Here is a 22,184-nt window from a genome sequence, read left to right on the forward strand (position 1 = left end):
CCGTGCTCTTGAAGACTGGGTACAAACGATGCCGGATTTATCTACGTATTCAGTTTTTCTTATTAAAGCGCTTGCAAAAAAAGAAACCAGAATCCCCTCTTCTTATCGTCTTTGTTTATCGATTAAACTAACGACTAAAAAATAGCATAGTTTTACAGGTTAATCAATCCTTTTGACAGTTCCCAAACGTCAAATGACAAGGATCGAAAAAAAGAGAGTGGACTCTTAGAGTCCACTCTCTTGGTTCATATTCCTTCACACATAATCTTTTCTTTAGCACATCTTCGGTTATTTTACAGACCCTTGTGTAACCCCGTTGATGATCCACTTCTGTGCAAACAGGTAGATGATAATCATCGGCAGCAACGCGAGCAGGTAGGATGCAAACGCAAGGTTAAACTCGGTATTGAACTGCCCTTGGAATACATACTGTACAAGCGGCAATGTGTACTGTCCCGGATCACTGATAATAATGAGGGGTAGCAAGAAGTCGTTGTACGTGGACAGACAGGTCAGAATACCAACCGTGGCACTGATTGGCGCCATGAGCGGGAAAATGATTTTCCAGAATGTGCCCCAGGTTGTTGCCCCATCCACAAACGCCGCTTCCTCCAGCGCTACCGGAATGGACCGGATGTATCCAACGTACACAAATACGTTAAATGCCAGGCCATATACCGTGTGCAGCAGGATCAGACCTACCAGATTTGTCATCTCCAGCGATGCGGTCAGTTTAACAATCGGTAGCATGATGATCGGGAACGGAATGAACATCGCGCTGACGAAGTAATAATAGAGTCCTTTGAAAAACTTGCGCTTCTCCATATTTCTCGCAATCGCATAGGCCACCATAGAGTTACTAAGTAACGTCAAAAGCACGGTTGAGGCGGTAACGATCGCACTGTTACGGAACGATTGGAAGAAGTTTGTCATGTCGATGGCTCTTGCGAAATTCTCCCAGTGAAGCGTTGTCGGAAGGGCAAAGACCGATTGGGCCATCTGCTCCGGATTTTTCAAAGCAATCGTAACGGTCATATACAATGGGAACAGGATAAACAGGGTACCCAGTACAACGAGCAGCATAACGAGCCAATTGATTCGTGTACGGCTTCTCATTACAGATCCATCTCCCTTCTTTGCAGGAACCGGATTTGCAGAATTGAAATCACCGCAATAACGATGAAGTAAATAACCGAGTTCGCAGATTGATATGCATATTCGCCGCCTTCAAATCCTCCGGTGTAGATCAGATGGGAGATGGACTGCGTCGCCCGTCCAGGACCACCGTTGGTCAAGGCTACGATTTGGTCGAAGACCATAAGTGAATTTTTCATCGCCAGCACCATATTAATGGTGAAGAACGGGGCAATAAGCGGGAAGGTAATACTCCAGAATTCACGCCATTTGCCTGCACCGTCGAGGTTGGATGCCTCGTACAGTGTCGTTGGTATCGTTTGCAGACCAGCCAAATACAGAATCGTATTCAGGGCCACGGATTGCCATACGGCAACAATGACGATACCGATCCAAGCCAGACTCTCGCTGCCAAGTATGTTCGTGGATAGCGCGTTGATGCCCAGATTTTGTCCCCAGATCGGGAATACGTTGGAGAACAGGTAGTTAAATATGTAACCTACGATCAGTACACTCAGAATATTGGGCAGGAAGTAGATGCCGCGGAAAAAGTTACGGAACTTGATCTTGGCATTCAGTCCGAGTGCAATGAGCAGGCTCAGAATATTGGTCAGGATCGTCACCACGATCGCGAATTTGAACGTAAACCAGTAGGCGTTACCTACATTGTCATCCTGGAACAAGTTGAAATAGTTTTTGAAGCCAACAAAATCATACTCTTTCCCGAATCCATTATAATTCGTAAATGAATAATAGATGCCCTGGAGGGCCGGCAGGGTCATAAATACAAAGAACAATATAACCGCCGGAACCGTCATCCAGTAATAAGGTGCGATACGCTTGTTCATACTCCATCCTCCTTCAGACAAGGCTTAGCGCCGATTGGCAACCTTGTCCCATTCTTTGTCGAGTGTATCTAGATAGTTGTCGATGTTTTGGTTCTGCAAAAAGGACTGTACGATGGAATTCAGCTGCACCGCAGCCGGAATATAGTGATCGGGAAAGTCAATAACCTTGCCCTGCTCGATATAAGGCATCAATTCCTGTACCGCAGGATCATCCTGCTTCACATCTTCGACCGCAGAGAACAGCGTCTGTTCGTCAATGTATCTTCCGATATTTTCAGGCTTCAGCAGAAAAGCAATAAACGTCTCTGCCTGCTCGCGATTAGGTGTGTCCGCTGCAATCGTAAATAGGGAGTCGATCCCGTTCACCAGCTTGATCTTGCTTGCATCATTGCCCGTTGGGAACGGGAAGAAACCGATGTCTACATTCGGGTTCGCTTTGCGAATCTCCGAGATGGCCCAGGTTCCCTGGATGTACATGAAGGCTTCACCGTTAGCGAAAGCACGGTTACCGTCTGAATAGGCTTTACCAAAGTTATCGCCGTGACCGTACTTCATGAGCTCCAGCTGCTTCTCAGCTACCTCGCGGTACTTCTCCTTGAACGTAACTTTGTTATCGCGCCGTTCCTGATAGAAATCAATGCCGACCAGGTTGGAGGCCAGTGCATTGAACGGCAGGCTTGTCTGCCAGTCATCCTTGTATGTGAAATAAAATGGAATTTCGCCCGCATCCTTAATCTTTTGGGCAGTCGCGATTAGTTCATCCCACGTCTTGGGCACGTCCAAGCCCATTTCCTTAAACAGCGTTTTGTTGTACATGATGCCGTTTGCATTCGTCGCGTAAGGAATACCCGTCACTTCGTCCATACCTGTGAGATCCTTAAGCATTTGTATGTAGTTTGGATCAATCGTCTGGAGCAGTGAACTGTCCGTCAGATTGGTGAAAATATCACTCTGGGCCAGAATGGAATAGGTGTCGGTTGCCCCCATGGCCATAATGTCCGGGATATCATTTTTGACAACACGTGTCTTCAATACAGTCTCCGCATCTGGCGGATTCACCTGTGTCACCTGAATATCGTCATTCTCCGCATTAAACGTTTTGATCAATTCGTCAAAGGTTGTTTTGGCTTCAGGCTTGTTCTGGAAAAATTCAATCTGCACTTTGCCATTCGCGCTATCTCCACTGGTACAGGAAGATAAAAGTACAGCCATCATTCCACACAGCAACATTGTCCCGAGAGCCTTGGTGAGCGTTGTTCTCATGTTGTACCTCCCTCAGCTTTAAAAATTGAACTAATGTGATTTACACGGTGTCACTCCGATTGCAGTACCATCTTCCGAGCGTTGTTATCCCCAGATTTTTTTGATTTCCTTCCTCAAAGGGAAAATCCGGTGATAAACACGCACGCTTCGCTTCTTCAGATTGGTTCTGCACTCTCCGTGTTCGTGTATATCTTAGTTTCACTTTATATACGTAAAGATTTACCCATTCAGGTGGTGAAATAACCATTTGGTTAATCCTTCCACAAACTCATACTATGAGCGTTGGCTATACAAGCCTTTATTATTCCTAAAACGATTTCGGTAAAAATGAATCAAGGCATTTCTTCCCACGATTCGAATTGGGCATAACAAAAAGGACAATGGATGATATCCAATGTCCCTCATTTATTAAGCTAATATTCACCCACTGTAACGCTTTTATCCATGTTACGAACGTTCTGCTTTCGGCAAAGCATTGCGTAAACGTTTGGCCCGATAACTCTGATATGCACGAATCAACATGCCAATGATAATCATGACAACACCGATGTTAATTGCGACATCAGCGAGATTCAAAATCCCGCGTCCTGACGGAAATACGAGGAAATCCGTTACCCGGGCATAGATAAATCGATCGATCGCATTTCCTAAAGCCCCTCCGACCATAAAACCCGCGCCAGCTTGCATCCAGAAACCGCGAATCTCACCTTTACTCCGGTAATACAGCATGCCTGCTATGAACAGAACAGCAATCGCACCGAACAAACGCGCATTCCCCTGAAACATGCTGCCCGCCATTCCACTGTTCTCGTAATGCTGTAACTGCATGCCCGAGTTACCCAGTCTCATGACGTCGCCAACCTCCATATACATCCTCACTGCAATCTTGGTCCCCTGATCCACTAAAGTCACCAGCAGTGCTACAAAATAAAACAGCATCGTGCTTCTCCTCCTGCCTACTGAGCGCTAACTTATTTTAACTTTAAGAGTTTTGTATATTAGGTTACCTTCACTTTAACACAGCTGATGTACGGTCTCCAAATGAGCCATCCCCAGCCATACATATAGCGTCCAGTAACATGGTCCAGTCGCACTTGGAAGGTACTGTCCCCATTCATGTCGAATGTAGACATCAATCATATATGTAAAGGGGATGCCTGTAATTTGAACCTCACCATGATCGAAAAATTAAAGGAAATGAAACAGGAAGAATTAGAATCGGTATTTGCCACATTTGGTTCTGAAACGGCGCTTAACCTTGGCCTGCATCTGGTTGAAGAAGCGAAGCGTCGTTCACAGGCCGTGACCATCGACATTACCCTGAAGGGACATCGTCTCTTTTTGCATGCGATGGAAGGAACTCATCCCGACAACGAGGACTGGATTCGACGTAAAAACAACGTGGTGAATCATTTTTCCTCCAGTTCTTGGCATACCGCCCTGCGTTTGAGAAACGAGAACCAGACCCTTGAGCACAACTTCAATCTGCCTTCATCGGACTATGTACTGGCTGGTGGCGCTTTCCCGCTGATTCTCGAAAATGAGGGACAGGTCGGCACCATTACAGTATCGGGTCTGCCTGATGAGGAAGACCATGATCTGGTCACGACAGGAATTCGCTCGTTTTTGTTGCAGCAAGGGTAGATTAAGCGCGCCAAAAAATCCGCACCTGATAAGGTACGGATTTTCTTCTTTTTCCTGCAGTTTAATTACTGCGTTTATTGAATCGCTGAGAGAACATCGAGCAACATGGATTTGAATTTTGGCCGATCAATGGCCTCACAGACACGTACATTCGGCTCTTTGCCAAAACGTCCGTTGATATCAACCACACTGTATCCGCGTGTCAATTCTCCTGCCGCTTCTACATCCACATAATATTGACCCGACTTGGTCATGATGGATTCATCCGCGGCTACAGCCATCAGCAACGTATCGGGATGAGTAGTACCATTGAGTTTATGTACCGACTTGTTGAACTGCATAACCACTTTGTTAATGGCTGTAAAGAAATCGGCACCCGATGTACCGAGAGCGGCAATCTCTGCATGGTCGTCATCATCCATCACTGAATATTGCGTGCACATCTCCCAGCCAACCATTGTGATCGGAATGCCCGCATGCAGTACAATTTTCGCTGCTTCCGGGTCTACGTAGAAGTTATACTCCGCCGCCGGGGTGATATTGCCCAGTGCATTATTCGTTCCGCCCATGATGTACAGGTGAGCAATCTCCGGAATAATCGTTGGGTCCTTCTGGATCGCCATTGCAATATTGGTCAGCGGGGCAATTGCCAGCAGTTCAATTTCACCTGGATGTGCATGCACCTTCTCAATGATAAAATCAACCGCATGCCCGCTCTCGGGACGCTGATCCGCCTTCGGGAAATGCGCGCCGCCCATGCCGTCATCGCCATGCACGTCTTCCACTGTACGGTGCTGAGCTTTACCGTAGGCCATTAACGGACGCTCGCAACCTTTATACACAGGCACCTTGCCGCCATGTCCAGCAACCTGTACCGTGTACAAGGCATTTTCAACCTCTTGGTCGAATTGTACGTTACCGCCCGTAATGGTGATGCCTTCCACCTGAAAGTGATGCAATGCCGTCAGGATCGCAATCGTATCGTCTCCTGCTGTATCTGTATCGATGATGACTCTTCTCATGATGCCGCGCCCCTTCTTCCGTTTATATAGTAAATTCTATAAAACACTATGTCTTATTTTACATTAAAAATGTACCGATGACGATGGAAACGCCGATGATAATCGAACGTAGCAGCTGCGCTACCGCCATATTTCCTCGTGCGATTTCATCGCAAACTCGCATTTTGGGCGTGAGGAAGTCAAATATAATATAGACCAGGCACAGCAAAATAATTCCAAACGCCGACCACAGCAGCATATCCAACCACGAATGCGTTGAGAAAGATACCATGCCCACAATAATACACAGTCCCAGCAATTTGCTGCCCATGTACATGCCCGCCGCTTCGTTTCCTTTCGCGATCTCTTCACTATCGTTATACCGGGTCAATTTGCTAAAAGCGAAATATCCACATACCAATACCACCAGCAAAATGCCTATACCCACCACAACATTCAGCAAGTTCAATCCCAAGTTCTCCATTCCTTCTTCTCCTCCTCATCATTCATCCGTTCACGAACCGCAGCCGCGCAATAATAGGCCATATCTCCGGTTACTTTCTCCCCAACCCGTGGCAGCACTCCAGCCAAACGCCCACCTATAACAAATACCCCTGTAAGCAGATAACCGCTGTACGCTCCATTTTCCGTCTCAATCACGACCTGTTCCATCGGAACCAGCTTCTGATAGATTTTGGGCTGATTTTCGTAATAAGCTGTAATCTCTTCATCCTCGTCTGTTGTCGCAGTTGCACGATTGGATTCCAGCGTCTCGTTAAGAGGATGCTCCATATCCTGCTTTCCAAAGGCATTGTTCGTTCCTCCATCCAGCAAAAGAGTTCCTCTGCCTTCGCGCCCCCAATAGCTTTTGGCTACATATGGCATGGCGTTCAGATCGAAGGGTTCAGCTGAAAAATAGGTTGGCAGCAGATATCGGGAAATGACGTCCATCTCTGTATCATCAAAGAGGGTAAACCCGCAATATTCCGGGGTTTGCTCATTACGCTCGTAGAGCGACCAGATCGCTGCCATGAAGCCTTTGCTCTGCATCAGCACATGCTGAACGGGATTCATCAGGCCTAGCCGTCCTTCCCGTACAAGTTCAAGTAACGCAGCGCCAATGTCCACGCCTGTCGTCTCATCCCGATCATCGATCAGATATTCCAGTGGATAGAGGCGGTAGAGCAGATTAATCTCCCGACCTTTATGGTAAAGCGCCTCTCCCGGAACAATCTCCAGTTCATCAAGTGGAGCATAGAAAACCTCGTATCCCGCTTCCTGACATCGTCTCATCAGGTATTCCGTATTTGTTCGATCTTCGACATGTTCACCAAAAGAAGTGAATGTCACCGGACCCTGCAATCCTTGCTCTGCATAGAATTCCAGCCATATCTTGAAACACGCCTGAATACGTGCATCCATCTCGGCAGATGGTGCAGTCAACGCGGCAGGCTCAGCAAGACCGACCAGGATATTTTCCAATGCAGCAGCCTCCGGTATGCCCGTTGGAGTGTCCGTATTATTTTCAATACACTTGGGCCCAGCTTCTCCGATAATCCAGTCCTGACGGGTAATGCCTCCAGTCACCATCTCCATGCGTGCCGCCGGGATAAGCCCGGGATGGATACCCAGCTGATGCTCCAAAAAGGAATCCGGCATATATTGCTGGATAAATCGCATCACTTTACAGTAAATTCCGTCTACCGCCTCGGCTGCGGTACGCAGCTCTTCTACCTCCGAGGGAGAATAGACCGTCAATGCAGGCACGCAATATTGCTTCCCGTACATTCGATGGTATGGAATCTGTTGTTCCGTTTCACCCTGAAATACTTCTTCGTGACTAAACGGCAGTTGAACCACTTGCCTCATCCGGTTATCCTCCCGAACTGCGGAAGAAGCTACCGAAGCCGCTTGATTTGGACTTGGATTTGCTATAGGAGCTGTTACTGTCCTTGTTGCTTCGATACGACGACCCACCGTAGTAATAGTGTCCACTGCTGGAATCATATTCACATCCGGTATCATACTCCGGGTCACATTCATCATTGTTGCTGCCACAACCGGATAACACGGCAGGAACCGCCAGCATCAGGGAGAAAGCAACCAGCTTTGCTTTTGATCCGGGTTTCGATGCTTGCCCCCGCTCTTGGTCACTCATTACAGATCCACCTCTTTCATATAAAACAACACTTTCTTGCGATCCGCATCCAGCACGGAATACAGGAACTCATACGTCTTGCCACTGCGAACCATGTAATGGTCCAGCAGTTGCTCGGCAAGCTCCATCGTATAGGTGGATGACGCTGTGAGTTCCAACTCCTGAAACGAACTTCCATTCCACAGCATATACTCTGCACTATACATGGAAGACATTTTGCACATGGCCAGCGCAGCATCCGCAATGGCTGCACCGTACTCGTCCGGCATCTGTTGCTCATACGCCGTTACGTATACCGCATGTTCCCGCCCATCCTGGCATTCATTGGACAGATGCGCCCAGAGTTTATTTTTTACCAAGGTAGCATCCACCAGTTTGCGCATGAACAGTTCATCTCGTGTGACTGATGTCTGTTCCAGCACCCCCGTCTCCGCCTGTCGATCATCCGACCAAGTCCGATACGTCAATGAATAATAGATACCGATAACCTCCCTTTTTGCGAGCTCTTAGGTGAGCCGTTTCAATTCATACAAACGTATTTAACGCATGTGAAGGTAAAAAGTTCCACTAGTGAATCAATTTCACAATACCTTTAGCTGCTTCAATCAAGTTGACGATGCTACATTCGTGCTTTAACGCTCTCTTGGCTAACACAAAACGTATGGTATTTAACCCCGGTCAAAAAGGCCGGAAATGATTCTCCGACCTCGCTTGTTCCATCTTATGCTCATGCCATTCTGACTTATAACTCAGCCCACTGCGCCAATATATCATTATATTCAGCGGACAATTGCTCGCGATCATTCCAGATTTGTTCCAGTTCAACCGGATTGTTCTGTACGGATTCCAACTGTTGGTCCAGTGCCTGAATCTGTGCCTCAAGACGAGCTAACGTCTGTTCCAGCTTCTCCGCAGACTGGTTGTTGCCATTGCTACTTCTATGATTCGATGCAGTTGCTGCCGAAGGAGTCAACGCCTTGCTTGATCCTGTGGAAACTTCATGATCACGACTTCCATCGGTAGCCGTAACAGTGGAACCGTTCAATGTCGAGGTTGCTTCTGGTTTCTTCCCTGATCTGGCAGTTCCGCCGGGAGCAGACGTTAAACCTGACTTCATCTCTGACTTGGCGTTCCCACGAGAAGAAACTCCCACTCCTGCTGTAGCCTGAGTTGTCGCCGCCGCACGAGCTTGCAGTTCAAGCTTCTTCTCCCGATATGCCTCATAGTCTCCCAGATAAGCGGTCATCTGACCGTCCTCCAGTTCCCAGACACGGGAGGCGAGGCGATTGACGAAATACCGATCATGTGAGATGGCAAGTACGGTTCCTTCAAAATCAACCAGCGACTCTTCCAGCGCTTCTCTGGATGCGATATCCAGATGGTTGGTTGGCTCATCAAGCAGCAGTACATTGGGTTTGCGCTGCACCAGCAGAGCCAGCCGCAGGCGCGTCCATTCCCCGCCGGATAACTGCCCGACTGAGCGGAATACATCCGCTCCATAGAACAGGTATCGAGCCAGAATCCCGCGTGCTTCGCCTTCCTCCACGCCCGCTTCCAGACGGAAGTATTCAAGCACATTCAGCTTCGGATTCGTAGGTTCTTCCTGTTGAGCCAGATACCCTACATCCACGCGTGCTCCCCACTCCAGCTTGCCCGCATTGGGCTGCTCATCACCAAGCAACAGCTTGAACAAGGTCGTCTTGCCGGAGCCATTGCGTCCAATGAGTGCAATTTTATCCCCATATTCCAACAGACCCGAGATTCCAGATAGGATTTCGCGCTCACCATAGCTCTTCTCGACCTGTTCCAATACCGCTACCCGTTTGCCCGTTCGATCCGTAGGACGAACATCGAACTCGGCATTGCGGCGCTCCAGCACAGGACGCTTCACCTGTTCCATCCGCTCGATTGCTTTACGCATCGAGGCCGCCCGTCTGAAGAACTTTTCATTCCCACCAATTCGGCCCCATTCCTCCAGTTGGCGGATCGTTTCTTTCATTTTTTTGATCACCTTCTGCTGCTCCTTGAACTCCTCGAATTGCTGCAACAGCCGTTGTTCCTTCACTTTCATATATTCCGTATAACCGCCAGCAGACGTTTCCGCTTCTCCATCCTCCAGCTCCAGTGTTCGATTCACTACCCGATCGAGAAAATAGCGATCATGCGAGATCAGGACAATGGTGCCGGGATATTCTCGTAAAAATCCTTCCAGCCACTCGACCCGCTCCAGATCGAGATGGTTCGTTGGCTCATCGAGCAATAACAGATCAGGTCTTACGATTAGCTGCGAAGCCAGCACCACCCGAGTCTGCTCCCCACCGGACAAGGAACCGAAGCGCCAACCATAGTGTGCCTTGGCGATATCCAAACCGTCCGCCACCTGATCGATCCGGGCATCCATTTCGTATCCACCCTCACGCTCAAACTGATCTTGCAGTGCCGCATAACGTTTCAACAAGCGCTCCAATTGATTAGGGTCTGCTGCACATGCTGGATCGGACATCTGCTGCTCCATTTCCTTCATTTGCGTGCGACATATCATAAGCTCTTTGAATCCAAGGCTCAGCACATCCAGGACGGTATGGTTATCCAACCCTTCTGGAACCTGAGCCACATATCCCATTCGTGTATCTTTCTTGATCATCAATTGTCCTTCATCCGGCTTGTTCAGTCTTGCCATCAGGCGCATAAGTGTGGTCTTGCCGCTTCCGTTACGGCCGATCAGGGCGACCTTGTCACCTTCCATAATTTCAAACGTAATGCCGTCCAGCACCAGATGTGCTCCGTGGTATTGAGTCAGTTGTTGCGCGCTAATCATCATCATAATAAGGTTCCTCCTATGGTATGGAAGATCCTGACCGCAACACAAAAAGAGCCGCAGGAGGTTAGCTCCGCGGCCCTTCAGAATTCAAGCAATATCGCTTATCGTCCGAATGAGGTCAAGGCAGGCATCTTCTCGCAAATGTTAACTTCCGTATATTCAAAATTGGACAGACTTCTCCCGTTGGTCAGAAAAGTATGAACAATGCCAGCCATAGCAATCGGCAGCTGGCTAATACGGTTGTTAAGCATCTCGTGATTCACCTGTCTTCACCTCCCTTGTCATAATTAATGTAAATATATCACAGACGGATGCGTTCCTGCAACCATCCCATCACCCGATTCAATCTTACTGTATAGAGGTTTCATTCTTCCGCTTAATTCCTGCCCCGTCGCCGAAGCACCAAATCCCTGATCGCCACCGTAATGAGTGTTAACATTCCCGCGGTACCCAGCGATACGCCAAGCAGGGCATATCCGATGCCGTTCCACCCGCCAATATCGATGCTGATCATGATTACGACGGCACCGCCGAGCAAGGCCACACATGGCAATATATATTGTACCCACGTCATTCGGCGTCCTTGCAACCGGTAGATAAGCCATTCAATCAGCAGCTGCACCGCCCACATTCCCAATGTCCACAAGATCAGTACTTCCATAAGGTTCCCCTCCTGTTGCTGGATGGATTAAGCCCTTTGTTACAGACCTTACGTTACTTCAACCAATCTGAGAAAAAGTGCCGGTACCCTTCTTTCATCTTCGTGCGCGAAAAAGCACCAAAAGCATACTCCCGATTGTCTTCCGACACACTGCGCGGCGCTGCCGCAGCCATGTTCACCAGTTCAAACCAGTTATCCTCGTTGCCTGCAAAGGCATGCGTGGATCGAATGTGACCGTAGCAAGCGTGCTCCGGCTTCACAACCATTTTGCCCATCGCCATCGCTTCCGTCAGCGGCATCGCAAACGTATCAAAGGCTGAACAGCTCCAATACACCTTGGCAGAGTTCATCAACGTAAATATCTCATCCTGCGTGAGCGCGAACTTCAGCTTCACGTTGGCAGGAATGTCGTACTTCTTCATGGTTTCCTTATAGCGAACACCGCCAAACACCATATATACTTCCTTGTCCGGGTTCTGCCGAGCATATTCCAGCACCAGATCCGGTCGACGATTCGCTTCATCCCTACCAATCCAGAGCACCCGATTATGCACGACCTGGCTCGGGTCATAGTGCCGGTTCGCCAGCTCTTCGCTAAAGCCAATCGGGATGACGTTCACGTCATGTACGCCGAAATTGCGACCAAGTTCTGTTTTCAAAAACTCCGTCTGTACAACCGCTTTATCCACCATCGTATAAAATGGCTTCATCATCTCATATCCCGTTAGCGCGGGATCGGGGAAACTGTGCGGGAACAGTACACTCTTTGGTAAGAACATCTTCAAAAACGTAAACCCGGATACGGTGTAGATGACATGCTCTATATTTTGGCTATGAATCTGGTCCAGCACGATATCGTAGTTCACCAGGTCACCTTTCTCATGCTCATAACCCGGCAACCAGTCGTATCCGCTGACATGACGCTCCGGCGAGATGAACACAATATCCACGCCCAGCTCCAGACCAATCTGCTTCAGTCGATCCGCAAATACGCGTGGCCCCTGTGCTTCCGTGAATTGAATTTTACGCATAACAAGTCCGACTTTACGCAAGCTTCTCACCCCTCATTTCTATTCCTCACCCATGTGCTTCATGCACTGTTCCAGCGTCGCTGCCGTCTCATGCCACTGGTTACGCAACTGTTCCTTCGGCCACACACATTCCTCACTTCTCAGGTCACCATCAATCAAACACAGCATCCAGAGCGAAAATACAATAGCATAGGCGTTGTACCATCCTGCAAAAGAATCCCATTCAATCTGCACGCCCAGGCTCTCTAGTTTGTCCAAATAAATGTCTATGACCCGCTCTCGCAAAGCAGGCGTAACCGTTCTGGGAAACAGCGGATGCGAGAGATCTACCAGATGGTACATGTCCCACAATGGCGTATTCATATGGGCATGCTCCCAGTCCAATATGACCAGTCTGCCGTCCACCTCCGCCATATTTCCGGGATGCAGGTCTCCGTGACACAGAACAGTAGGAAGCTCTTCTTCTGCCGTGAGGATCAACCTTGAGATCTTGTCCCAATCCGATGAAGACAGCCGCATATCCAGCCTGGACAACAGATCATCCGTAAATTGTCTGTGCATCTGCAACTCATCCAACATGGTGCGAATAGACGGTTTCTGACCTACGCGAGGAAGCTCACTCCAATCCGTAACAGGCAATGCATGCCATGCTGCCATATGTGCCGCTGCATCAAGCATCGTCGCCTCTCGCGAATCATGCACCAGTTGCCCCAGATCCTCATAGATCATCCAGCTCTGTGCCGGTGCAATGGTAAGATCCGACGCTGCAATGAGTTGCGGATAAATCGGTGGTAGGCCAGACATCACACGCTCGTACATCCATCGTTCTCGTCCGTGCTGTGCAGGATTCGTCAGCGGTTTGAAAATATAACTTTCACCAGTAGGAACAGTGAATCGCTCCACATATCGTCCGTTCATTCCTTTATACAACTGTTCGCGGCTTGTTATATAGTGATCATTCAGCAATCCTTCGGGCGTCACCCAGCTATATGCATCCATCTCATCTTTCACGCAATCCACCATCCGTTTCGTTCTTCCTGCTGCTCCGATGTTGATTTCTATTCATCATACGTTGCCTCTCTCAAGCCTGCAAGCTTTGTTCGTAAGCGCTTATTCCGTGTCTCCATTCAGAGTTTCAAAATTGCCTGTTGCATTTTAGTTAGTAATCACTTACTATACGATTATGAAGAACAAACCTCATGTGGATAGTAAAAAGAAAGATATTTTACAAGCGGCGATGCGCTTGTTTGCAACCAAAGGCGTTGACGGCATATCCGTCAAAGAGATCGGTGACGCCGCCGGAGTAACCGATGCGGCGATCTACAAACATTTTAAAAACAAAGATGCCGTTGCCCTGGAAGCCTTCACTCAATACTGCGCGGACTATACTTCACTGATTGACGGGTATGTTCGACAGGAAGGTCCCGTGTTGAAACGCTTCAAGCAACTGATTACCGAGGTTCTTCACCTGCACGATGAAGATCCCTACGGACTGCTGTTGATCTCACAGAATCATGAAATATTCATTGAAGCCGGCAGCAGTGAGGACTACCGTCAACCATTGGATGCGTTAATGGATCTGATCGATCAGGGAATGATGCGGGGCGAACTGCCTCAGCAGGATTCACGGCTCACAGCCGTTCTGGTGATCGGTGCGATTACACGTATGGCGGTCTCGAGTATGCAAGGTGAATTGCCAGAGTTGTTGGTACCCTACACCGGGGAAACCGTTCACCGACTCTCATTGATGTTGGGGCACGTATCTCAGGAGTAGAACTGGAGAGGGGCAACCATTCTGGCCTCGCAGAACACCAAAAAAGGTTCAGAACTGCACGTTAATATAAGTACGTGTTCAAAAAGTGGACTCTTTGAACAACTTCTAAAAGAGAATCGTCAACATACCATCAGGATATACCGATGGATTACCGGGTCATACGTGACCTTTTCTTTTTGCACATGAGGTTAGTGTTCATTAACTAAAATAGTCAGGACGTGTCGTCATCATGAAGAAAATATTAATCATCCAAGGCAACCCCGTTTCCCCAAGTTACAATGGCGCAATTGCCGAAGCTTATCGTAAAGGCGCTGTGCAGGCAGGCGCCGAGGCCCGCGTGATCACCCTGAACGAGTTGGCATTCAACATGAATCTGGAGGGAGGCTATCGTAATAAACTGCCGCTTGAACCGGACTTGCTAGAAGCACAAGAGGCGATTAAATGGGCCGAACATCTCGTATGGGTATTCCCGATTTGGTGGGGAGGACCGCCTGCCCTGCTGAAAGGATTCGTTGACCGAATCTTCATGCCAGGTTACGCATTCAAGTACCAAAAAGGAAAACCTTTCCCGGATCAGCTGCTCAAAGGCCGCACCGCTCGCATGATCACCACGATGGATGGTCCTAGCTGGTACTTCAAATGGTTCCAAGGTGAGCCCGCACACAAAATGATGAAAATCTCCACCTTTGCGCTGACAGGCATCAAACCAGTTCGGATAACACCTGTAGATGTGGTGGGAAAACAGTCCGAGGAACAGAGAAAGAAATGGTTGGAGAAGATCGAGTTGCTTGGTCGGAAGATGGGGTAAAAGATTTCTGCAAGAAATCCTCATCGGAAGTATAGGTTTCTCTCCAGATGTTCACCTTATAAGTTAAATCAACAATCTGGGGATAAGTGTAATTTTAGTTTAACTTATATCAGAAAGCAGGAAATGTGCCTATTCCCAGGTACAAAAAAAGGGTTGTCCCCTACGTCTTGTTCAAGGCGTAGGGGACAACCCTTTTAGCATTCATTTTCATCATGGTCTAACGAATCTTACACACGTTAATAGCTCCATTTCCCACAAGTCTTCCGTTTAACGAATCGTAGAAGCGTTATTCTCCCAATGTGTATGTGCTTTCGCAGGTTTTGGCAGGTTTGCACCGGAATAACTTCACTGAGGTTCGTTACATTTTGCATTCCGCGCTAAATCGCCATTTAACGATCACTCGGTTCGTTAGCGACTTCGCATCCATAATGCAGTGGAGCAACCATGTTAAGCAACTCCAGCTAACAGCCATCTACAAATACAAACAACGCATTACCTAAACGAAATACGACCCGACGGATGCTCAGGCAAAATGGACGATACCAACTGCTGCACAGCCGGATGATCCGACTGCATTACCGAATTCCCGGCATCACCGCTATAAACAATTCTGCCCTGATCCATTACGGCAATGCGGTCACAGATGGTCATGGCAGCCCGGATATCATGCGTGATAAAGAGATACGATAACCCATACGATGCTCTGAGCTCTGCCAGCAAGGATAGGATTTGCGTCTGGTGCACCATATCCAGACTGCTAATCGATTCGTCCAGTACGATTAACTTCGGCTTGAGCGCGATAGCTCGTGCGATGTTGACCCGCTGTAATTGGCCACCGCTGAACTGGTGCGGAAGCTTGCTCCCATCCTCTGGTGTAAGTCCGACCTGCTCAAGCAGTTGTCCAACCACACGAAGTTGTTCTTTTGCCGACAAACGCTCGTAATTATCCAGCGGCTCACCGATGATCTGCGCGGCAGTCATAAGTGGATTCACAGCCGAATAACAGTCCTGGAACACGACTTGCAGGTCACGTCGTAATCCCTTAAGCACGGATTTGCTGGATCGATAGATATCCTGCCCTTGAAATAAAACCTGACCCTGGCTGGGCTTCTCCAGACCAAGCATGATTTTGCCCAAGGTGCTTTTACCTGCGCCACTCGTACCCAACAGTCCCAGACAAACACCCTTTTCAATCGTAAGTGAAATGTCTGCCAGCACAGGAGGACGCGCTCCCGAACGATCCAGCCAATTGCGTCTGCCATAGCTATGGCTTACTTCACGTACCTGAAGCATCAGGTCATCCTCCTCTCTTGTACTTGGCAGAAGCAATCTCCGAAGAAGACGAAATTGCACATCACCATGTCCATTCCACCCCTACCCTACCCAATCAAAATACAGTTCATACCCGCTCTACACATACACTCACTGAACGATTCAACTCACCTGTAATTACTATCGTCCCAAAGACATTCTGGGTCTGGCATTTAACAACATCCGGGTATACTCATGCTGCGGCTGATCGAACAGTTGGTACACATCTGCTTGCTCCACAATCCGCCCCTTCTGCATAACCGCGACTTCATCCGCCATTTGCGAGATCACGCCCAGATCGTGCGAGATGAGCAAGATGGATGTGCCATATTCGGTACGTAGCCGATCCAATTCCTGAAGCACTTTCAACTGATTCACAACATCCAGTGCCGTCGTTGGTTCGTCAGCAATAACCAGGGCGGGTCGCAGGCACATCGATATGGCAATCATCACCCGCTGAAGCATGCCGCCACTCAGTTGGAAGGGATATCGCTTCATCAGTTTTGTTGGTTCGGACAAATTCATGTCTGCCAAGGCTGCAATCGCCCGCTCTCGGGCTGCTGCTTTCGACATTCCCGTATGCGTACGCAAGGTTTCAATGAATTGAGATCCAATCGTATATACGGGTGTAAAAGCATTCATCGGATTCTGCATAATAAATCCGATGTCCTTGCCACGGATGCGCCGCATCTCCTCACCTGACAACGAGCCAAGCTCCCGTCCATTCAGCCGGATGCTGCCCGACACTTCCATCCTGCGCGGATCAAGCAGATGGAGCAAGGCGTTACACGTAACGGTCTTACCGCTGCCACTCTCACCGACCAGACCAAAGACACGACCCTTTTTCAATTCGAAATCAATGGGCGCAAGTAACGGGACTGAACCCTCCGCTGTTCTAAGATTCACTTGCAGACCACGAACTTCGAGTACCTTCGCTGCATCATCCATCGTTACGTTCACCTCCATATGCCTCCGAATTACTACCTTTTTGCAATGCCATAACGCTCGGATAACGCTTCACCCAAGATGTTGAACGTAATGACGACCAGCAGAATCAATGCACCCGGGTAGATCATTAACTCCGGATGACTGCGAATATAACCCGTTCCTTCATGAATCATGGCGCCCCACTCTGCATTGGGTGGTTGAATGCCAAGCCCCAAGAAGGACAGAGCGGATATATCCATAATCGCCCAGCCCATCTCTAACGTACCCATGACAACAATGGGACGGTGCACGTTGGGGATGATATGTTTGCGAATAATCGTCCACGAAGAGGAGCCGCTAATCCGCGCCGCTGCGATGAAGTTCCGTTCCTTCAGACTTACGACCATATTCCGACAGATGCGTGCATAATACACCCACTGCACCATCATGAGGGCTAGAAGTACCTGCATCAGACCTGGACCAAAGATCCCCACAATACCAAGCACCAGCACCAGATTCGGAAACGCCATAATGCCTTCACACAAGCGCATTAGCAGACTGTCCACCCAGCCACCAAGGTATCCGGAGATCGAACCCACAATGACACCAATGAGCAGAGAAGACAGAAAAATCAGAGTAGCAAATCCAAGCGACACCCGCGCACCATACATCAGCCTGGTGAGATTGTCGCGTCCGAGATGATCCGTTCCCAGCCAATGCTCAAGCGATGGACTCGCCAGCTTCTGCAACAAATTCACCTTCACCGGGTCATGAGGAGCAATCCATGGAGCTAATAACGCGACTATGAAGAAGAGCAATATGATCACAGAGCAGATCTGGATGGCTCTCTGTCCTTTAAATATCGCACGCCATTTGTTTATCAATGTTCTGCCCGTCCTTTCGCTGAAATCCGTGGGTCCATAACGAGCTGCACCAGATCAACGAGCAGATTGCATACGATGAACAGGCATGCCGCCAGGAAGACATAACATTGAATCACGGGAATATCCCGGTTAAATATCGCATCGACAAAATAACGCCCGAACCCCGGCCAGGAAAACACCTGCTCTACAATAATGGTGCCTGTGAGCAGCTTGCCCATACTCATCCCCATCCCCGTAATGAGGGGCGATATGGCGATTTTCAGGACATGTTTGAGCATAATCACTCTTTCGCGAATCCCGCGTGTTCTTGCATACTTTACATATGTCTCCTGCAATTGCTCCAGTACACTGGAACGTAACAATCGGGTGTAGACCGCAATCAGGATCATGGATAGTGTTACCGTAGGCAGAACCAGATTCTCCCACGATCCACGCCCCTCCACAGGCAGCCAGTCCAGCTTCACCGAGAAAAAGAAGATCAGCAGGTAACCGAGCCAGAATTGCGGAATAGATGCTCCAATATAGGAAATGGCCCGGCTGACCATGTCAATCCAGCTATTCTTGTACACTGCGGCCAGTATTCCCAAAGGAATACTTACCAGAGCCGATAACAACATACTCCAGAAGGCTAGTTCAGCCGTAGCCGGAAGCCTTAATTTCACTTCATCCCATACGGGTTTATTGGTGAGGTACGAGGTGCCGAAGTCGAGCTTGGCAATCTTCTGAATCGTATGCGCATATTGGGTTAACAAGGGCTGATCCAGACCGAATTCATGTCGCTTTTGCGCAAGCAGCTCCGGTGTTGGATAGATATGAGCTGCTGTCAGATAAGCCTCGGCCGGATCAACTGGTGAAATATGAATAAGCGCAAAGGTAACAAGTGTAGCGATAAAAACGATAGGAATGATTGCGATCATTCGTTTACCGATATAACTGATCACCAAACGTTCCTCCCTTTCATCAAGCTACATGGCCTTACCAAGGGCCATCCACTTCCTTAATTAAAGTAATTACTATTTATTGATTGCCCAGTTCAATGCCCACAAACGGATTCTCATCACGGTTCGCCGGGAAAATAAAGTTGGAGATTTTCTTCTGATATACAGCCGTTTTCTTAATATAAGAGATCGGTACGATCGCCGATTGCTCCTGAAGTGTTTTCAAGATGGAGCCATATAACTCCTGGCGTTTCGTCTCGTCTGTAGATGACAGGGCTGCATGCACCTGATCGTCCAGTTCCTTTTTCATCGGCAACGCACTCAAGGTCTCGGAAATCCCGAATCCAGGGCTTGCCACAACGTTAATGAAGGAATGAGGATCATACGGAGCGCCATAGTTATACCAGAAATACAGGTCAAAATCATTGGCTTTCAAACGTTTGATCTGTACCGTCAGTTCCAGTCCCGTGAGGTTTACTTTAACCCCCAGCTCGCTCCATTCTGCCTGAATGGTCTCCGCCATCGCTTTCTGAATCGGGTCCGTTTTATCAAAAATCATCTCGAAATCAAGCTGCTGACCGTCTTTCTCACGAACCGTACCACCAGCCGGTAACTTCCAGCCCGCTTCATCCAGTAAAGCTTTGGATTTCTCAACGTCATACGTGATCGGTTCCAAGTCTACATTCGTGTACGGATAGTTTTTGGACAGTACGGTATCGGCTGGTTCTTCCAAACCGGAAGTAACACCTTCCACCATCGCCTGTTTATTAAACCCTTGCTGAAGCGCCATCCGTACTCTGACATCGGACAGCTTCGGATTGGAAGAGTTCAGCAGCAAGCTGCGAGTGCCTACCGGATCAGACAATTGGGTCACATATTCATCATTGTCACGCAGTTGTTGGAACGCATCCAGACTGATCACACCTTCACCATAGATCAGGTCGAGATCACCTTTTTCAAAAGCGAGTACACGGGTTTCACCGTCAGGAATGATTTTGACCGTAATCTGATCTACCTTCGGTGCTGTTCCCCAATAGTTCGGGTTACGCTTGAAGACGGCATATTCGTCCTGCTTGTATTCAGCCAGCATCCACGGACCAGTACCCACCGGCTCTTTGATGCCTTGGGATGTATCTCCGTCATCCGGGAATCCGGCTTCACCCAGGAAGCGAAAAGGACGAACTACCGACAAGTCCTGAAGAACAGGATAATACGGCTCTGTGAGTGTCAATCGGAAAGTCTGATCGTCCACAACCTCGGTCTTGTCGAGCACACCTACAATGCCCAACCAGCTATGTGTATCTTTATTTTTCATTACAGCGTCAAAATTCTTTTTCACAATCTCAGCATTAAATGGCGTACCATCTGAGAATTTCACACCTTGGCGAAGCTTGAATGTATATACTTTGCCGTCATCGGAGATGGTCCATGATTCTGCCAGAGCAGGTTCCAGTTTTCCGTCCTTCTGGTAACTGATCAGCGGCTCATAGAGCATGGATTGGGCAAATAATTGCGAAGGATTGTACGTATGCGGATTCATTGTACCGATATCACGTGGCCATGACATCGTAATCGACTTCGTTGATGTTTGATCCGAAACCGCAGATGAGGATTCATCTCCACTTCCTGTATTGCTGCAACCCACGATAACGAATAGCAACAAGAGCATAGTTGCCAGCGTGAGCGCCGAAGATTTGCGATGTTGTACAGACATGGATGTTGAACCCCTTTTCTCTATTTCATGATAATGATTCTCATATTCATCCATTAAGAATAGGCAGGAGTCCTCCTTTTGTCAACAAAATTCGACATGGTATGTGTTGTTACTAAAATAGCCAAAAAACCTTTCCTGTGGGAGGAAAGGCTTCTTGACCTGAATGAGAGTTACAACTGGAAAAATGAGCTCCACCATAATCTGCTATTCCTTGCTCACAGCATGGAAATCACGAAAGTACATATAGAGATATATCACTAAGATCATCTCACATACACCTTCTTGTTTCTCGTTTAAACTTCTACAGTGATGTCTTCATAGAACCGACGAATAATTTTCTCCGCAGGCTTACCATATACCCCGTATCCGTCGTTAATCAGTGCATCCCTCTCCGCGTGCAGATGTGCGCTCCAATCCCATAGACCGAACCCGCGCACCCAGTCACGCTGACTGACATGCCGGAACATGGCCTCATAGAAACGCTCCTGTTCCTCAGCACTCACTTCGCCTTCCAGTCCCCAATCGTTCGGTACCTGGGCTGATCCACTGCGGCTGGGACAGCCTGCTTCCGCGAAGAAAAAGGGTTTGCCATATGGAGCAATCACCTGTTCAATACGATCCAGCTGTGCCTCCCAATCTCCAATGGGATAATAGCCACTGGAAGAGATCACGTCCACAGCATCCCACCATTTCACATGACCTTCCTGATATTTGTCCGTGTTGTATGACACCAGTCCCGTGTACACATCACGCACACCAGCGATAACCTCTCGCCACTCTTGATCCCGACGCTCGGATTGCACCATCTCACAGCCTACAATGAACATCTCACACTTTTCCTGCTCTGCAATCGCTGCATAATGCTTCTGAAATGCCGTGTAGCTGCGGAACCAATCCTTCCACTTCGGCTCACAAGGCACATCGATATCAAAAAAGTTAATATGTGCACGCCATGTGCCATCGGTGCAGTTGACGGTTGGTTTCAGAATGACACGCAGCCCGAGTGTACGGGCATAACCAATCATGTCGACCAGTTCATCATCCTCGACCAGATGTTCACCCCGATACTTGACCTCTACCGCCTGCGGATGATCCTGATGTGCCGCCAGTGCAAAAATAACATGCGAACTGCCTGTACGTTCAGCCATCAGGCGCAAGGACTCCTTCGCTTCCGGCTTGCGGAAGTCTCCCCTGCCACTCATCCAGCCAAATGTAAATCCTTTGATGTACTCCATGTGCATTACTCCCCTGTGTTCCTGTTCACTTA

Annotated in this window: 23 protein-coding genes; 3 read left to right on the top strand and 20 right to left on the bottom strand. The window is 48.5% G+C overall.

What is annotated here, in order from left to right:
• Positions 1-288 precede the first annotated feature (288 nt).
• The 4 genes from ACETMN_RS31690 to lspA all read right to left on the bottom strand — a co-directional run bounded on the left by ACETMN_RS31690 (position 289) and on the right by lspA (position 4,184).
• The gene (locus ACETMN_RS31690; RefSeq protein WP_105600348.1) at positions 289-1,116 is read right to left on the bottom strand and encodes a carbohydrate ABC transporter permease; all 828 of its coding nucleotides are present in this window, start codon (positions 1,114-1,116) and stop codon (positions 289-291) included.
• Entirely contained in the window at positions 1,116-1,982 is an 867-nt protein-coding gene (locus tag ACETMN_RS31695) for a carbohydrate ABC transporter permease (protein ID WP_091012591.1), read from the bottom strand. Before ACETMN_RS31695 ends, ACETMN_RS31690 begins: the two co-directional genes overlap by 1 nt.
• Positions 1,983-2,006: 24 nt before the next feature.
• Entirely contained in the window at positions 2,007-3,197 is a 1,191-nt protein-coding gene (locus tag ACETMN_RS31700; RefSeq protein ID WP_373419802.1) for an ABC transporter substrate-binding protein, read from the bottom strand.
• 495 nt (positions 3,198-3,692) lie between these two features.
• The gene (gene lspA / locus ACETMN_RS31705) at positions 3,693-4,184 is read right to left on the bottom strand and encodes a signal peptidase II (protein WP_091012590.1); all 492 of its coding nucleotides are present in this window, start codon (positions 4,182-4,184) and stop codon (positions 3,693-3,695) included.
• A 237-nt stretch (positions 4,185-4,421) separates the two neighbouring features.
• On the opposite strand from lspA, the gene ACETMN_RS31710 reads away from it, so the two are divergent.
• Positions 4,422-4,889, top strand: coding sequence for a heme-degrading domain-containing protein (locus ACETMN_RS31710; protein WP_091013234.1), 468 nt, complete (start codon positions 4,422-4,424; stop codon positions 4,887-4,889).
• A gap of 74 nt (positions 4,890-4,963) precedes the next feature.
• Here the strand turns inward: ACETMN_RS31710 and ACETMN_RS31715 are convergent, their stop codons facing one another.
• From ACETMN_RS31715 to ACETMN_RS31760, 10 genes are all read right to left on the bottom strand, one after another.
• Positions 4,964-5,911, bottom strand: a complete 948-nt coding sequence (locus ACETMN_RS31715; protein WP_036671600.1) for a nucleoside hydrolase — start codon at positions 5,909-5,911, stop codon at positions 4,964-4,966.
• 58 nt (positions 5,912-5,969) lie between these two features.
• Positions 5,970-6,374, bottom strand: a complete 405-nt coding sequence (locus ACETMN_RS31720; RefSeq protein WP_091012588.1) for a DUF350 domain-containing protein — start codon at positions 6,372-6,374, stop codon at positions 5,970-5,972.
• Entirely contained in the window at positions 6,356-7,759 is a 1,404-nt protein-coding gene (locus ACETMN_RS31725) for a glutathionylspermidine synthase family protein (protein ID WP_091012586.1), read from the bottom strand. The genes ACETMN_RS31720 and ACETMN_RS31725 overlap by 19 nt, the downstream gene beginning before the upstream one ends.
• Positions 7,760-7,763: 4 nt before the next feature.
• Positions 7,764-8,048 carry a hypothetical protein gene (locus tag ACETMN_RS31730; protein ID WP_036671603.1) on the bottom strand — a complete coding sequence of 95 codons (285 nt, stop codon included), beginning with the start codon at positions 8,046-8,048 and terminating at the stop codon, positions 7,764-7,766.
• Complete coding sequence (locus tag ACETMN_RS31735) at positions 8,048-8,515, bottom strand: hypothetical protein (RefSeq protein ID WP_091012585.1); 468 nt, start codon at positions 8,513-8,515, stop codon at positions 8,048-8,050. Before ACETMN_RS31735 ends, ACETMN_RS31730 begins: the two co-directional genes overlap by 1 nt.
• A gap of 275 nt (positions 8,516-8,790) precedes the next feature.
• Positions 8,791-10,872 (bottom strand): ABC-F family ATP-binding cassette domain-containing protein, encoded by a 2,082-nt coding sequence (locus ACETMN_RS31740; protein ID WP_091012584.1) that lies wholly within the window; start codon positions 10,870-10,872, stop codon positions 8,791-8,793.
• 98 nt (positions 10,873-10,970) lie between these two features.
• Positions 10,971-11,132: a hypothetical protein gene (locus ACETMN_RS31745; RefSeq protein ID WP_017691697.1), complete on the bottom strand. Its 162-nt coding sequence runs from the start codon at positions 11,130-11,132 to the stop codon at positions 10,971-10,973.
• Between the two features lie 113 nt (positions 11,133-11,245).
• Positions 11,246-11,530, bottom strand: a complete 285-nt coding sequence (locus ACETMN_RS31750; RefSeq protein WP_091012582.1) for a hypothetical protein — start codon at positions 11,528-11,530, stop codon at positions 11,246-11,248.
• Positions 11,531-11,583: 53 nt separating this feature from the next.
• Complete coding sequence (locus ACETMN_RS31755) at positions 11,584-12,582, bottom strand: glycosyltransferase (RefSeq protein WP_091012580.1); 999 nt, start codon at positions 12,580-12,582, stop codon at positions 11,584-11,586.
• An 18-nt stretch (positions 12,583-12,600) separates the two neighbouring features.
• On the bottom strand, positions 12,601-13,572 hold the full coding sequence (locus tag ACETMN_RS31760) for an aminoglycoside phosphotransferase family protein (protein ID WP_411735542.1): 972 nt from the start codon (positions 13,570-13,572) through the stop codon (positions 12,601-12,603).
• Positions 13,573-13,744: 172 nt separating this feature from the next.
• Between ACETMN_RS31760 and ACETMN_RS31765 the strand changes: the two genes are divergently transcribed.
• Together ACETMN_RS31765 and ACETMN_RS31770 are read left to right on the top strand one after the other, a co-directional pair.
• The gene (locus ACETMN_RS31765; RefSeq protein WP_091012577.1) at positions 13,745-14,335 is read left to right on the top strand and encodes a TetR/AcrR family transcriptional regulator; all 591 of its coding nucleotides are present in this window, start codon (positions 13,745-13,747) and stop codon (positions 14,333-14,335) included.
• Between the two features lie 226 nt (positions 14,336-14,561).
• Positions 14,562-15,143, top strand: a complete 582-nt coding sequence (locus ACETMN_RS31770; RefSeq protein ID WP_091012575.1) for an NAD(P)H-dependent oxidoreductase — start codon at positions 14,562-14,564, stop codon at positions 15,141-15,143.
• A 492-nt stretch (positions 15,144-15,635) separates the two neighbouring features.
• Here ACETMN_RS31770 and nikE read toward each other — a convergent pair whose 3' ends face one another.
• The 6 genes from nikE to ACETMN_RS31800 all read right to left on the bottom strand — a co-directional run bounded on the left by nikE (position 15,636) and on the right by ACETMN_RS31800 (position 22,152).
• On the bottom strand, positions 15,636-16,436 hold the full coding sequence (gene nikE, locus ACETMN_RS31775; protein WP_411735543.1) for a nickel import ATP-binding protein NikE: 801 nt from the start codon (positions 16,434-16,436) through the stop codon (positions 15,636-15,638).
• 159 nt (positions 16,437-16,595) lie between these two features.
• Positions 16,596-17,402, bottom strand: coding sequence for an ABC transporter ATP-binding protein (locus ACETMN_RS31780; RefSeq protein WP_411736451.1), 807 nt, complete (start codon positions 17,400-17,402; stop codon positions 16,596-16,598).
• A gap of 32 nt (positions 17,403-17,434) precedes the next feature.
• Entirely contained in the window at positions 17,435-18,265 is an 831-nt protein-coding gene (nikC, locus tag ACETMN_RS31785; RefSeq protein WP_091012570.1) for a nickel ABC transporter permease subunit NikC, read from the bottom strand.
• Complete coding sequence (gene nikB / locus ACETMN_RS31790; protein WP_091012569.1) at positions 18,262-19,206, bottom strand: nickel ABC transporter permease subunit NikB; 945 nt, start codon at positions 19,204-19,206, stop codon at positions 18,262-18,264. Before nikB ends, nikC begins: the two co-directional genes overlap by 4 nt.
• Positions 19,207-19,282: 76 nt before the next feature.
• Complete coding sequence (gene nikA / locus ACETMN_RS31795) at positions 19,283-20,917, bottom strand: nickel ABC transporter substrate-binding protein (protein ID WP_091013231.1); 1,635 nt, start codon at positions 20,915-20,917, stop codon at positions 19,283-19,285.
• Positions 20,918-21,210: 293 nt separating this feature from the next.
• The gene (locus tag ACETMN_RS31800; protein WP_091012565.1) at positions 21,211-22,152 is read right to left on the bottom strand and encodes a glycoside hydrolase family 113; all 942 of its coding nucleotides are present in this window, start codon (positions 22,150-22,152) and stop codon (positions 21,211-21,213) included.
• Positions 22,153-22,184: the final 32 nt, after the last annotated feature.

The sequence above is a fragment of the Paenibacillus sp. M2 genome (assembly GCF_046713495.1).
GTDB lineage: Bacteria > Bacillota > Bacilli > Paenibacillales > Paenibacillaceae > Paenibacillus > Paenibacillus amylolyticus_B.

Coding starts and splice junctions, on each gene's coding strand:
- ACETMN_RS31690 (WP_105600348.1), bottom strand. CDS start 1,116: ATGAGAAGCCGTACACGAATCAATTGGCTCGTTATGCTGCTCGTTGTA.
- ACETMN_RS31695 (WP_091012591.1), bottom strand. CDS start 1,982: ATGAACAAGCGTATCGCACCTTATTACTGGATGACGGTTCCGGCGGTT.
- ACETMN_RS31700 (WP_373419802.1), bottom strand. CDS start 3,197: ATGATGGCTGTACTTTTATCTTCCTGTACCAGTGGAGATAGCGCGAAT.
- lspA (WP_091012590.1), bottom strand. CDS start 4,184: ATGCTGTTTTATTTTGTAGCACTGCTGGTGACTTTAGTGGATCAGGGG.
- ACETMN_RS31710 (WP_091013234.1), top strand. CDS start 4,422: ATGATCGAAAAATTAAAGGAAATGAAACAGGAAGAATTAGAATCGGTA.
- ACETMN_RS31715 (WP_036671600.1), bottom strand. CDS start 5,911: ATGAGAAGAGTCATCATCGATACAGATACAGCAGGAGACGATACGATT.
- ACETMN_RS31720 (WP_091012588.1), bottom strand. CDS start 6,374: ATGGAGAACTTGGGATTGAACTTGCTGAATGTTGTGGTGGGTATAGGC.
- ACETMN_RS31725 (WP_091012586.1), bottom strand. CDS start 7,759: ATGAGGCAAGTGGTTCAACTGCCGTTTAGTCACGAAGAAGTATTTCAG.
- ACETMN_RS31730 (WP_036671603.1), bottom strand. CDS start 8,048: ATGAGTGACCAAGAGCGGGGGCAAGCATCGAAACCCGGATCAAAAGCA.
- ACETMN_RS31740 (WP_091012584.1), bottom strand. CDS start 10,872: ATGATGATGATTAGCGCGCAACAACTGACTCAATACCACGGAGCACAT.
- ACETMN_RS31750 (WP_091012582.1), bottom strand. CDS start 11,530: ATGGAAGTACTGATCTTGTGGACATTGGGAATGTGGGCGGTGCAGCTG.
- ACETMN_RS31765 (WP_091012577.1), top strand. CDS start 13,745: ATGAAGAACAAACCTCATGTGGATAGTAAAAAGAAAGATATTTTACAA.
- nikE (WP_411735543.1), bottom strand. CDS start 16,436: ATGCTTCAGGTACGTGAAGTAAGCCATAGCTATGGCAGACGCAATTGG.
- ACETMN_RS31780 (WP_411736451.1), bottom strand. CDS start 17,402: ATGGATGATGCAGCGAAGGTACTCGAAGTTCGTGGTCTGCAAGTGAAT.
- nikA (WP_091013231.1), bottom strand. CDS start 20,917: ATGTCTGTACAACATCGCAAATCTTCGGCGCTCACGCTGGCAACTATG.
- ACETMN_RS31800 (WP_091012565.1), bottom strand. CDS start 22,152: ATGGAGTACATCAAAGGATTTACATTTGGCTGGATGAGTGGCAGGGGA.